This is a genomic window from Paenibacillus sp. Cedars (assembly GCF_003184205.1).
GTDB lineage: Bacteria > Bacillota > Bacilli > Paenibacillales > Paenibacillaceae > Paenibacillus_AQ > Paenibacillus_AQ glucanolyticus.
Map to the genome: position 1 here is coordinate 363,500 of NZ_CP020866.1, position 13,033 is coordinate 376,532.

The 13,033-nt window shown below is 50.6% G+C and carries 12 protein-coding genes; 10 read left to right on the forward strand and 2 right to left on the reverse strand.

Going from position 1 to position 13,033, the window contains the following annotated elements:
- The first annotated feature begins 2 nt into the window (after positions 1-2).
- The 4 genes from B9D94_RS03170 (at position 3) to B9D94_RS03185 (ending at position 5,272) form a co-directional block, all read left to right on the forward strand.
- Positions 3-884 (forward strand): carbohydrate ABC transporter permease, encoded by an 882-nt coding sequence (locus B9D94_RS03170; RefSeq protein WP_006212759.1) that lies wholly within the window; start codon positions 3-5, stop codon positions 882-884.
- Positions 885-905: 21 nt separating this feature from the next.
- Entirely contained in the window at positions 906-1,724 is an 819-nt protein-coding gene (locus B9D94_RS03175; RefSeq protein ID WP_036643633.1) for a carbohydrate ABC transporter permease, read from the forward strand.
- A gap of 67 nt (positions 1,725-1,791) precedes the next feature.
- Positions 1,792-3,078: an ABC transporter substrate-binding protein gene (locus B9D94_RS03180; RefSeq protein ID WP_148246447.1), complete on the forward strand. Its 1,287-nt coding sequence runs from the start codon at positions 1,792-1,794 to the stop codon at positions 3,076-3,078.
- A 154-nt stretch (positions 3,079-3,232) separates the two neighbouring features.
- A complete protein-coding gene (locus B9D94_RS03185; RefSeq protein ID WP_148246448.1) occupies positions 3,233-5,272 on the forward strand; it encodes a beta-galactosidase in 2,040 nt (679 codons plus the stop codon).
- 309 nt (positions 5,273-5,581) lie between these two features.
- On the opposite strand, the gene B9D94_RS03190 is transcribed toward B9D94_RS03185, so the two are convergent.
- Positions 5,582-5,923, reverse strand: a complete 342-nt coding sequence (locus tag B9D94_RS03190; RefSeq protein WP_036643523.1) for a protein YmzB — start codon at positions 5,921-5,923, stop codon at positions 5,582-5,584.
- A 191-nt stretch (positions 5,924-6,114) separates the two neighbouring features.
- On the opposite strand from B9D94_RS03190, the gene B9D94_RS03195 reads away from it, so the two are divergent.
- Both B9D94_RS03195 and B9D94_RS03200 read left to right on the forward strand, forming a co-directional pair.
- Entirely contained in the window at positions 6,115-7,017 is a 903-nt protein-coding gene (locus B9D94_RS03195; RefSeq protein WP_148246449.1) for a hypothetical protein, read from the forward strand.
- Complete coding sequence (locus B9D94_RS03200) at positions 7,014-7,565, forward strand: hypothetical protein (RefSeq protein ID WP_063477793.1); 552 nt, start codon at positions 7,014-7,016, stop codon at positions 7,563-7,565. The genes B9D94_RS03195 and B9D94_RS03200 overlap by 4 nt, the downstream gene beginning before the upstream one ends.
- Positions 7,566-7,624: 59 nt before the next feature.
- Here the strand turns inward: B9D94_RS03200 and B9D94_RS03205 are convergent, their stop codons facing one another.
- Complete coding sequence (locus B9D94_RS03205) at positions 7,625-7,804, reverse strand: hypothetical protein (RefSeq protein WP_006212752.1); 180 nt, start codon at positions 7,802-7,804, stop codon at positions 7,625-7,627.
- Between the two features lie 124 nt (positions 7,805-7,928).
- Here B9D94_RS03205 and B9D94_RS03210 point away from each other — a divergent pair, with 124 nt between their 5' ends.
- The 4 genes from B9D94_RS03210 to B9D94_RS03225 all read left to right on the forward strand — a co-directional run bounded on the left by B9D94_RS03210 (position 7,929) and on the right by B9D94_RS03225 (position 13,032).
- Positions 7,929-8,723: a sulfite exporter TauE/SafE family protein gene (locus B9D94_RS03210; RefSeq protein ID WP_172963901.1), complete on the forward strand. Its 795-nt coding sequence runs from the start codon at positions 7,929-7,931 to the stop codon at positions 8,721-8,723.
- A gap of 49 nt (positions 8,724-8,772) precedes the next feature.
- On the forward strand, positions 8,773-9,678 hold the full coding sequence (locus B9D94_RS03215) for an aldo/keto reductase (RefSeq protein WP_006212750.1): 906 nt from the start codon (positions 8,773-8,775) through the stop codon (positions 9,676-9,678).
- A gap of 287 nt (positions 9,679-9,965) precedes the next feature.
- Positions 9,966-10,835: an ABC transporter ATP-binding protein gene (locus B9D94_RS03220; RefSeq protein WP_006212749.1), complete on the forward strand. Its 870-nt coding sequence runs from the start codon at positions 9,966-9,968 to the stop codon at positions 10,833-10,835.
- Positions 10,828-13,032, forward strand: a complete 2,205-nt coding sequence (locus B9D94_RS03225) for an ABC transporter permease (protein ID WP_148246451.1) — start codon at positions 10,828-10,830, stop codon at positions 13,030-13,032. Before B9D94_RS03220 ends, B9D94_RS03225 begins: the two co-directional genes overlap by 8 nt.
- Position 13,033: the final 1 nt, after the last annotated feature.

Sequence of the window (13,033 nt, forward strand, 5' to 3'; positions counted from 1 at the left end):
ACATGAACAGCAAGAGAACGGCTGCCTTGACGCAGCAGTTGGTTTATATCGGACCCGCGCTGCTGTTTTTCGGTATTACGATCATTATCCCATTTGTGATGGGGATGTATTACTCGTTCACCAACTGGAATGGTGTATCGGGGAATGTCGAATGGGTGGGGCTGGACAATTTCAAACAGATTTTCACAAATGACAGCGCATTCGCACAGTCGTTCTGGTTCACCACCAGGTTTACGATCGTGGGTGTGCTTCTAACGAATGTGGTCGGTTTTTTCCTGGCCTACTTCTTGACAAAAAACATCCGGGCGCGCAACTGGCTGCGAACGATCTTCTTTATGCCGAATGTGATCGGCGGATTGCTGCTCGGTTTCATCTGGCAGTTTATCTTCGTGAAGGGCTTTGCAACCGTTGGCGAGGTTACGGGAATTCCGTTCTTTAATCTTCCATGGCTGGGAGACGAAGTGACCGGCTTTTGGGGGATTGTGATGGTATTCGTATGGCAGTCGTCAGGCTATCTGATGGTCATCTACATTGCGTCCATTACGAATGTATCCAAGGAAGTGATGGAAGCCGCTGAAATTGATGGAGCGAACCGCTTCCAGGTGCTGAAGAGCATCATCGTTCCGCTCATTATGCCAGCGGTCACCGTCTGTTTGTTCCTGGCGATCTCATGGTCATTCAAAATGTTCGATTTGAACCTGTCCCTCACAAAAGGCGGACCGTATCGCTCCACGGAGTCACTGGCCATGAATGTGTACAACGAGGCGTTCCTGAATAACCGGTATGGACTCGGGACAGCCAAATCTTTGATTTTCTTCCTCGTTGTTGCGGTCATCACACTCATTCAAGTCCGATTAACGAAACAGAAGGAGGTTGAAGCTTAAGTGAGAACGAAGAAACCTCCGATGTCGGCTTCCCATATCGTATTGCAGATTGTTATGGTGGTTGTGGCTCTGATCTTTCTGGCGCCTTTTTATTTCCTGCTGGTGAACTCGGTCAAATCGCTGGGGGATATTATGGTGGATGCGGCCAATTGGCCGACTGCGTTTCACTTTGACAATTACAGCAAGGCATGGGAAATGACCCGCTTCCCGGAAGCATTCACGAATTCCATCATCATTACGGTCATCAGCAACCTGATCATCGCCCTGCTGAGCGCGATGGCCGCTTACCGGATGGTTCGGTCCAATACAAGATTCAATCGCATCGTGTTCATGCTGTTTGTATCGGCTATGGTCATTCCGTTCCAATCCATTATGATTCCACTTCTTCAGGTCATTAACTTCCTGGGCGTTAACAACAGCATCGTAGGCTTGATTCTCAGCTATCTGGGCCTCGGCATACCGCTGTCGGTCTTTCTGTTCCATGGTTTTGTGAAGGGGATACCACTTGAAATCGAAGAGGCTGCTACGGTGGACGGAGCTTCCCCGTTCAAGGTATTTGCCCGGATCGTTTTGCCTATGCTGAAACCTATGATGGTGACGGTCATCATCCTGAACTGTCTCTGGGTCTGGAATGACTACCTGCTGCCATCCTTGATCCTGCAAAGTCCGGAGCTGCGTACCATTCCGCTCGCAACCTTTGCATTCTTCGGGCAGTACTCGAAGCAATGGGACATGGCGCTGCCGGCTCTGGTGCTGGGCATTACGCCGATTATCATCTTCTTCCTGTCATTGCAGAAGTATATCGTTGAAGGCGTCGCTGCCGGCTCCGTTAAGGGGTAGGGCAGTCGGGCGCTTCCTACATTGGTTTTCCATCATTTATATATAAACATTACTAGGGGGTAGTAAGATGAACAAAATGAAATTATCACTTGTGATGCTGCTGGCTTTCTCCATGCTGCTGGCAGCGTGCGGCGGCAAGTCGGAGGGAAGTCAAGGCGGGAGCTCGGACGGGGCCTCTGGTGAAGTCAAGACGGTTAAGATTTTCCAATTCAAAACCGAAATCGTGGATGGCTTGAATGAGCTCAAGGTGGAATTTGAGAAGGAATACCCGAACATCAAGCTGGATATTCAAACGGTAGGCGGCGGTGCGGACTATGGCGCTGCACTGAAGACCAAATTTGCGTCCAACGATGCGCCTGATATTTTCTCCAATGGCGGCGATGCCGAGATGGAGATGTGGATCGACCGTCTGGAGGACTTGTCCGACCAGCCTTGGGTGAACGATCTGGTTGAGATGGCGAAGGAGCCGATGACCAAAGACGGTAAAGTATACGGCATGCCGATGAACCTTGAAGGATGGGGTTATATCTACAATAAAGATTTGTTTGAGCAAGCAGGCATTACCGAGCTCCCGAAAACCTATGCCCAGCTGGAGGAAGCTGCGAAGAAACTGGAAGCTGCTGGCACAACTCCTTTTGCGAACGCTTACCAGGAGTGGTGGTTGATCGGCAACCAGGGCATTAACCCGGCATTTGCCCAGCAGGATGATCCGAATGCATTTATTCAGGGCTTGAATGACGGAACGCAAAAATTTTCAGGCAATGCGAAGTTCGAAGAGTGGGCCAAGCTGATGCAGTTGACCTTGGATCATGGCAACAAGAACCCGCTGACTACGGACTACAACACGGCGATTTCCCTGCTGGCCACCGAAAAAACAGCCATGATGCAGAATGGCAACTGGTCCCAAACCGAGATCGATGCCATCAACCCTGATCTGAATCTCGGCTATCTGCCGATGCCGCTTGGCGACAATGCGGAGCAAAATGATAAGCTGAACGTGGGCGTTCCTGCGAACCTTGTTATCAACAAGGATTCCGCATCGAAGGAAGAAGCAAAGATCTTCCTCAACTGGTTTGTCACATCCGATATCGGTAAAGAGTACATCGTGAAGAAATTCAAATTCATTCCGGCATTAACGACCATCGAAGCGACGCCGGAAGATATGGGCGACCTGGGCTCGGCTGTGTGGGAATACGTCCAAGCCGGAAAAGTGCTGCCAAGACAATCTGCCAAGTTCCCTGACGGGGTAGCGCAGGAATTCTCAGGCTCCATGCAGGCGTTCTTTGCAGGCAAGTCCGACGCAAACAAGATGCTTGAAGACATGCAGACGTCTTGGGACAGCCTGAGCAAGTAAGCGGCAGGTAGTGCTCGTAATGTGTAAGTAGATCTTTCATAAGAGGTATGATCCCTTGTTCTTAGATACAAGGGATGGTGCCTCTTTTCTTTTAGACAGATTATCAACATCGATTGACGTTTTCTTATTGGACACTCATAAAGGAGGCAATTCTATGATAAATCAGCGTGTTCCGAAGATATGGTATGGCGGAGACTATAACCCCGAGCAATGGGATAAGGCCACGATGGAAGAAGATCTGCGGATGTTTGAGCTGGCAGGGGTCGATGTGGCAACTCTCAACGTATTCTCCTGGGCAAAAACACAGCGCGATGAGCATAGCTACGATTTCACATGGCTGGATGAAATTATGGATCGTCTGGCAGAGGAAGGGGTCCATGTCTGCCTGGCAACAAGCACGGGGGCGCATCCTGCCTGGATGGCCAAGAAATATCCAGACATTCTCCGAGTGGATTACGATGGACGCAAGCGCAAATTCGGAGGGCGCCACAACTCATGTCCAAACAGCCCGACGTATCGCAAATATTCTGCGCTGATGGCGCGCAAGCTGGCTGAGCGGTACAAGGACCATCCGGCACTCGTGATCTGGCATGTCTCCAATGAGTACGGCGGCTATTGTTATTGTGATAACTGCGAATCGCAGTTCCGTATTTGGCTGAAAGAGCGTTACGGCACGCTCGATAAAATGAATGCCGCCTGGAATACCGGGTTCTGGGGCCATACCCTTTACGAGTGGGACGAAATTGTGGTGCCGAATGCACTCAGCGAAGAGTTTGGCGGGAATCGGACGTTCTTCCAGGGGATATCGCTGGACTACCGTCGCTTCCAGTCGGACAGCCTGCTTGCCTGCTATCGCCTCGAACGGGATGAACTGAAGAAGATTACCCCGGACATGCCGGTGACCACGAATCTGATGGGCTTTTATCCGGAGCTGGATTACTTCGAGTGGGCGAAGCATATGGATGTTGTGTCCTGGGACAACTATCCCGCAATCGATACGCCGGTAAGCTTTACGGCGATGTCCCATAACCTGATGCGGGGCTTGAAAAGCGGCCAGCCATTCATGCTGATGGAGCAGACCCCGAGCGTTCAGAACTGGTCGCCTTACAATTCCGCGAAGCGCCCCGGCGTGATGAGATTGTGGAGCTACCAGGCTGTAGCCCATGGCGCAGATACGGTGATGTTCTTTCAGCTGCGCCGTTCCGTGGGGGCCTGCGAGAAGTTCCACGGCGCGTTGATTGAGCACGTGGGGCATGAGCATACCCGCGTCTTTCGGGAATGCGCGGAGCTGGGCGCAGAGCTGCAGCAGCTCGGAGACCAGCTGCTCGGTTCCCGCTCGAACGCCAAGGTGGCGATTATGTATGATTGGGAGAACCGCTGGGCGCTGGAGCTTTCAAGCGGACCTTCCAAAGCCCTGAACTATGTGGACGAGGTTCATAAATACTACGACGCGCTGTACCAGTTGAATATTCAGACCGATATCATCGGTGTTGAAGAGGATCTGGGCAAGTATGATGTGGTGGTTGCGCCCGTAATGTATATGGTGAAACCGGGTGTAGCCCGGCGTGTGGAGCAATTCGTATCCCGGGGAGGAACCTTTGTGACCACTTTCTTCAGCGGCATCGTCAACGAGAACGATCTTGTGACCCTTGGAGGTCATCCTGGCGAGCTGCGCCACGTGATGGGAATCTGGGCTGAAGAGATCGATGCCCTACTTCCTGGGCAGCACAATCAGATCGAATGGAATCAGGAATGGGGATCACTGCGTGGAAGTTATCCTTGTGGATTGCTGTGCGATGTCATCCATGCGGAGACAGCGGAGGTTCTGGCTGGGTACGGTTCTGATTTCTATAAAGGAACTCCTGTTGTAACCAGGAATAGGTTTGGAGAGGGACTGGCCTATTATGTAGCCAGCAGCCCGGATTCGAAGTTCCTGCAGGGCTTTCTTGCTAATCTGTGCGAAGAGCAGGGGGTGAAGCCGCTGCTGAATACACCAACCGGGGTAGAGGTTACGGAACGGGTGAAGGATGGAGGTTCCTACCTGTTCGTATTGAACCACAACGCCGAAGAGATGACGTTCGATGCAGGTTCTGCCAAGCTATTCGATCTTCTGAGCAACCGGCAGGTTTCAGGCCATGTTACGATTCCGGGAAGGGACGTTATGATCCTGAAACGGTCCGCTGCCCAGTCTTAAACAGGTCCAGGAAGATAAAAAAATGGGACTCTGGTTAGGTGGCAGAAGCCTGCGCTGCTTGCTGAGTGCCAGCGCGAAACGGCCCATCGCTATATGCTGGGACCGAGGGCCGTTCAGACGCGGGATTGGCCATCCCTGCGATGCATGGAGATGTCCAGAAACATATGTGGAGATACAAGCGAGAATAGGGATGTTGTGTAGCCTTTTTATGTACCTTTTCGTTCGTTTGAGCACCAGCGTGCAAACAGCCTAAAAGAACCGCCAGATGAATCATGCTGGCGGTTCTTGGCGTTTTTCAATTCGGCTGCGTCAGGTTGCCTTGATGGTGTAAGTACCACGCTCCGTTGTGAGTACGACATGATTGTCGTGGATCTCCGCAGCTTTAAGCCCATCCAGCCCGATGACATAGGCGTTGGTTGGCAGCGGTGCTGTGTGGCCCGCAGTCATGACAACACCGGAACCGTGCAGCAGCAAAGCGCTGCGATCCCCATAACCGTCAATGGACGGCTCCTGATGCTGATGATGCTCCAATCGTTCCAGCTGTAATTCAATCTGGTCCTGATCTTTGTCTTCTTCCTTGGATATGTGAAGGGTGTGGCTGCTCTTGGATTCAAGCCAATTCGTAATTTCTTCGATGGATGGATTCATCATGGACACCTTCCTTGATTTCGATTGCTTCAAATAGTCTGTCCATGAATCGGCCTCCTTATTTCAAATTTCAATTCGAGAGCCCCTCCGGAGAAACGCACCGAAAAATTAACGCTGTGCAAACCCCCTTATTATATTTACGTGTTAATATAGTTAAAGAATAAGAACAAACGCTTGATACATAAGGAGGGGCCATGAGCAAGAAGTGGTATTATGGGCTCGCCATCCTGCTGGTTGCCTGCAGCTGGATCGGAAATGTCTGGTATTATGAAGCCAACCAACTGGGAAGAACGGTATTCCTTGCGCATCATGTTGAGACATCGGATAGGGAAGGGCACGTGTTTGACTTGTATTATATAGAGGACAAACGAGCCGATAAGACCCTGAGCACCATTCAGATCGAGGGTTACCCTGAACAGATCGTGACACCTTACCCCAAATATGCAGAGTACCAAAGGCAGTATCTAGGGAAAATGATGGTGAATTTAAATAACCCTGCTCGAGGGCAGGGCGTGGCGGAAGAGCTGCTTAAGGAGCCAGTGCTTGTCCGCGAGATCACCGCGCTTTACTCCGATGGAACCTCGGAACAGGTGGATGTAGGAGAAATTTACATTTGGCCTGGCACATATAACGAAGTCAAACCCGTGGAGTGGACCTCCGGTGGATCCTCGTCGGATCACTCGGGAAACAACTCCGCGGTCATCAAGCGGCCGCTTCAGTTAACAGCGTTCTGCTCGAAGTTTCTGGATATCGCAGAAGAAGGAGCTTTGCAAATCTATGCCGATATCTCGGGTCAAGGGCCGGGTACAAGTTACCGCCCGCTACCTCCGGAGTCACAGATGGAACAGAGCGGTATGCCTATTCAGGAGATACAGCTTCCAGCGAAGATGAATCAAGGGGACTCTTTTAGGATCAGCTATCAATTTAACATGCCGTCTCGTGAGAAGAGTATGCAAGTGTATCAGTTAATGCTGAGAACAACGTTTACGGAGGAAGGTCAGGGCACCTGGCAGGAAGATACGATCATACCTTATCATCCAAGTCCGACCGATAAAGAAATGACGGCATATGTCCGCGAAAGAAGGAAGGGATTATGAGAAGCGCTTGGTATCGTATACTCTGGGGGCTGCTCTTTGTACTCATCGATCTGAAGGTTGAAATGGTGGATATACTGCCCGATATGCTGGGGTATCTGCTGATTGCCTCAGGGTTATGGCGGCTGCAGCGATTGAACGGATATTTTAGGCTGGGACATCTGTCGGCTTGGCTGCTGCTGGTGTGGTCGGCGGCTTCATTATTTTGGTTCCCCGAGGTCGCAATGGACAGCGTGCACATGCAATCGGTTAAGAACCTGTTCATTCTACTGCCTGCCGTGCTCCTGCATACGGCATTGATTTACAGTATTTGCAGAGGGATTCAAGCTCATTATACAGGCACGGAATCCGAATTGGATAGGAAAGCCCGCTTCCGGCTGCACCTGTTTATGGCTGGGCAGCTGTTATTGCTTATCCTGTACCCATTCATGCTGAATCTGGATTCGGGGGATATGATGTCTGTTATTTTCATCTGCTCACTTCTGGTGATGGTTACTGAAATTACAGTTCTGTTTCTCGTTAGGTCAGCGGGAGGGGAATGGATTGAGTAAGTAAATGGATTAGAGACGGTATGAGCGATTGGGATGGTTTGTGCCGGGTTTAGGCTGATTTAACTGTTGTCTTTACTGGGATGATAAACAATTGTAACGCCCAACTGATTATATATTTCCTCGGTGTAGTGGTGATCCGGGCAATGCTTGATCGTAGCCATGTCTTCCTGCTTGGAGATCAGCTTCTGCTCGCAGTCAGGACATCGGTCCTGGAAGAGAAATTTCAGCTTGTTTAACATGATCGCCACACACCTCCCTGATTTCCGATATAAATACTTGGGTTTTATTATAAATCAACAACGAGGTACATTCAATAGCAATGTGCCCGTAAAACGATATCAAATGAAACGGAGATCGATCACCTTGATAGTGCAGCTTGTAGTCATGATCTTTATAGGTATCATTGGTTCCTTTTTCTCTGGGCTGCTGGGTATTGGCGGGGCTATCATTAATTTCCCATTGCTGCTGTATGTTCCCTCCTGGTTTGGATTGGAGGCTTTCACTTCCAAGGAAGTGGCATCCATTAGCATGCTTCAGGTATTTTTCGCCTCATTGTCAGGCATGATAACCAACCGGATGAGTTCGCGCGGAAGTGAGTCATACGTTCACAAGCCATTGGTTATTCAGATGGGGGCCAGCACGCTGGTAGGCAGTCTGATCGGGAGCCTGTCATCGATGCTGATGACCAGCGGAACGATCAACGTCGTTTACGGTTTCCTGGCGGTTATCGCTGTGTTATTAATGATTGTGCCGACACGGGCGTCCATGGAACAGAGGTCGGTGAGCGAGGTTACCTATCATTCAGGGATTGCAATGGGAGCCGCGTTCATAGTCGGAGGCATTGCCGGGATCGTTGGTGCCGGAGGCGCTTTTATCCTCATCCCCATTATGCTCACGGTTCTAAAAATACCGACTCGGATCACCATTGCATCCTCACTTGCTATCGTATTTCTGTCTGCGGTCGGCGGTGTTATTGGCAAAATCGTTTCAGGCGGCATTCCGTTCTGGCCTTCCCTGTTTGCCGTTGTGGGGAGCCTGCTGGGTGCGCCTATCGGCGCCATGATCAGCCGCAGGCTGAATGTTCGTCTGCTGCGATATGCCTTGGCGATTCTCATTGCGGTAACGGCGTTCAAGATCTGGATCGATATTTTAAGGTAAGTAAAGGGGTAGAACCTTATTCATCATAAATAAGAGGAGGATATCGAACATGAGAACCAATCAGCTGGGATCTTCAGAATTGTATGTAAGCGAAATTGGGCTGGGCTGCATGTCATTGGGAACGGACGAAGGACAAGCGGTGAAGCTGATTCATGAAGCGCTTGATCAGGGCGTGAATTTCTTGGACACGGCGGATTTGTACGATAAGGGTCGTAATGAAGAACTGGTCGGCAAAGCCGTTCAAGGCCGGAGAGAGGATGTCATTATCGCTACCAAAGTAGGCAACCGGCGTGTTGAAGGTCAGGATGGCTGGGTATGGGACCCCTCCAAAGATTACATAAAATCCGCCGTCAAGGACAGTCTTCGCAGGCTGGGTACGGATTATATCGATCTGTATCAGCTCCATGGAGGAACGCTGGATGATCCGGTGGAAGAGACGATCGAAGCTTTTGAAGAGCTGAAGCGGGAAGGATGGATTCGCTATTACGGGATTTCGTCCATCCGTCCGAATGTCATCCGTGAATATGTGAGTAAATCCAATATCGTCAGTGTCATGAGCCAATACAGCATCCTGGACCGGAGACCGGAGGAGGAGGTGCTCGATCTGCTGGCGGAGAATGGGATTTCCGCCATTGCGCGGGGTCCCGTTGCCCGGGGGATCTTGTCGGATCGGGGCCAATCCAAGGCAGAGAAGGGTTACCTGGACTACAGCAAAAATGAGCTGCTGGACATTCTGAAGAGACTTGAAGAGTATGGAAATGGCGCGGATCTGACTCATACGGCCATTCGCTATGCGTTAAGCCATGCCGCCGTTGCCTGCACGATTCCCGGCGCAAGCTCGCTTGAACAGCTGCTGCATAATATTGCTGCAGGTACTGTGGAGAAGCTGTCGCCGCAAGATATCCAGACGATTCAGGCTATAACCCGCGCGAACCAGTATGAAGCGCACCGGTAACGCAAACAGCACATGAATGATCGATCCTGTTAATCATTTGGGACGTGAAATATTTACGCCTTGAAGGATTGCGGATGAACATTGCCGCTGCATGTTATACTAATAAGATCAGAACCCATTAGATTATGCCCGCAATCCGTTCTTAGGATCACGGGCTTTTTTGCACCTTATAAATAAATTGGCTTTAGAACGGTGAAAATTCAAACTTTTTGAGAAGGCGGTTCGTTCCAATTAACGTAAACCGCGCGGGCTTATCCCATAATCGTAAATGGTGAAAGGATTCTAGAATGATTACCATTGAACATCTATCCAAAACCTATCGCAAGGGCGCATGGGCGCTCTTGGATGTTTCTCTACAATTTGATAAAGGCATGACCGGTCTGCTGGGACCCAATGGCGCTGGCAAAACAACGCTGATGCGTATCCTGTCGACCTTATTGTCTCCAACCTCCGGGCAGGTAAGAATGAACGGGATATCGCTTGGACGGCCTGAGGAGATTCGGCAGATGATCGGTTATTTGCCGCAGCACTTTCATATTTACCCGCAGCTGACTGGCAGGGATTATCTGGATTATGTTGCCGCTATGAAGGGGATTACCGATCGAAACGCAAGGCTGAAGGAAATCTCCAGGCTGCTTGAGATGGTGAATCTCCAAGAGAAGGCCGACAAGAAAGTGCGCACATACTCCGGAGGAATGAAGCAGCGGCTGGGCATTGCCCAAGCGCTATTAGGATCCCCGGACGTTCTGATCGTTGACGAGCCGACATCCGGGCTTGATCCTCAGGAGCGTGTCCGGTTTCGTAACGTGCTGACTCGGTTTAGCATCAACCGGACCGTGCTGCTGTCAACCCATATCGTAGCCGACATCGAGAGCAACTGCCGGCGTATCGCCGTTATGAACAAGGGGAGGCTGGTCATGACAGGGAGCCTGGCTGAACTACAGGCCTGCGGTCAAGGGCAAGTATGGGAAGCCGTGATGAGCCCGGACGAATTTGCCTTGATTGATCCCATGTCCGTTGTGTCCACCCGAACGGTTCCGGAAGGCATCTTGTGCCGCTTTATCAGTCCAACTGCGCCGGTTGAAGGGGCGTTTGCGGCTGATCCTTCTTTAGAAGACGGTTATCTGGCCTTGCTGCGGAGGGATCGCCATGCATAAATGGTGGAGGCACAGCCTCCTGGAACTTCGGCTCCTGTTTGGCAATCCTCTGTTTGCCTCAATGCCAATCATCTATGCCGTTTTGTTTATCGTCATGATGCTGCAAGCGGCCAGCGGCAACGGGGCAGACCATAATCTGTACACGGCTGCGTATTCCTTCCATATGCTGGGCCATACGATGACGCTAGGCCCGGCTATGCTGATCGGCATTTTGTCCATCCGCAGAGACATCAGCCGCCGATCCTTCGAATGGAATCACAGCTTGCCTGTACCCTTCTTTACATTGCTGTCATCGAAATACGTGGTGAGCCTGCTGTACTTTTCCCTGTTCACGCTGTCCACGTCGGTTATATTCTACATCCTGTCGGTTAGCAAAGGCATTGCCAGTGAAATTGCGATCATGCACACGATGCAAATTGCCGTGCAGTATGAAGTTTCCTATATGGTAACTCTGGCGCTCGCGATGCTTCTTGGAGCGAGCATTCCGAATCGGATTGTTTATTTGATCGGTTTCTGTGCATGGATGTTCGGAACTTTTTTCATGGAGATTTATATCATCAGCGAACTGAAATGGCTTCCGGCTCAAGTGTTCCATCTCAATCAATTTTTTCTGCAGTCCAACCGGTATGAGTATGAGAATTGGGGATACGGCTTGTTAACCGAGGATATACAGCTGGCCCGGTGGTTCGTGCTGGCTTTCACCCTCATGCTGCTTACCGTGTGTTTGTTCTTGTTAAACCGCAGGCGTCCAACGATGCTCTTGAGGGCAGGTTGGGTTGCCGTGCTCGGCACTTTTGTGTTAACAGCGATTGCCGCGGTACCTTACAGTACGATCTGGTCGGAACGATATGCCCAAATTGATAACAGGCTGGAGGACCCTTCGGTTTCCTATGTTAATGATACGGAAATCGGATCGATTTACAGGGTTTCCTCCTACGATATCAAACTGAAACGACTGCCGAATGATGAACTTCTGGTTACGGCGAGGCTGAATATACCACTCTCTGATGAAGTATCGGGTAAGAAGCAGCTTCCGCTGACCCTGAACCGGATGTTCAAGCTGGACCGTGTCCAGCTCCAGGGAGTGGACGCTCCATATCGCAGACAAGGAGAGCGGATTTCGGTAAGTATGGCGGGCGTTGCGAATGGAAACGACATTCAAGCAGAGCTGACATACAGAGGTCATGTTATGGATTTTATGCCCGGATACTCCAGCGAAGAATTTGCCGCCTATAGTGTGGGACCCGAAGTTAAGCTGGAGGGACATATGGCCTGGTACCCGCTGCCCGGGCATCAGAATGTGTACTTGAAGAATCCGGAGGAAAACAATCGGCCAACCGAAATGTATCTTGGCGGGGAATACGGCGTTATGCGTTATTCTTTCGGCGATATGCGGCTGGAGGTGGAAGGCTACCCGGTTCCCTTGTATACGGGGATGAAGGAGCTGGAACGAAGGCCGGGCTATCAGCGGTTTGAGGTCCAGGGGACCGAACAGAATGTTTCCCTGTACGGAGGCAAGTTCTGGAGGGAGATTCGCTTGAATCAATTTCCGATCATGGTTGTGACAACCCCGTATCTGGAGAAAACATCAAAATTGATGCTGCGTGATCTGAAGAAAAAACACGACTATTTTGCCAAATGGGTACCCGAGTTTAAAGGCAGCGTGGACAAGATTTTGTATCTGGGCCAAGGATTTAGATATCCTCGGGTAGACCATTCGTTGATTCTCTCCTCTCACCAATACACGTATAACATCAGCAATCTGTCAGGCGAGTGGATGAATTCCATTCTGTTTGGCAACCAGGATGCCATTTATAATTATTATGAACATCCAGAGAGAGATGTGCGCGGAAAGATCAGCAGTCTGTTCTGGTACGTGTATTACATTGAAGAGAAAGGGCTCAGCGATAAGGAATTAAGATCGGCGTATCTCAATTTGCGTTCGGTACAGCAGCTGCTGTTCAAAAACGGGGACGGCAGCGACCCTCAGAACAAAATCGGCATCAGCATGGCCAAGCAAGTCAGAAGGGCATTGGAAGAGGGCAGAGGGCACCAGGTCAAAGAACTGCTGGTGCATTTTTACCAACAAGGGGTGCGGCTGCCCGATACCGAGCGGAACAAATTCCTGGACCCGGAGAAACCGATCACATACCAGGAGTGGCAGCAAAAGTGGGATGCCATGATGAATGTCAAATAAT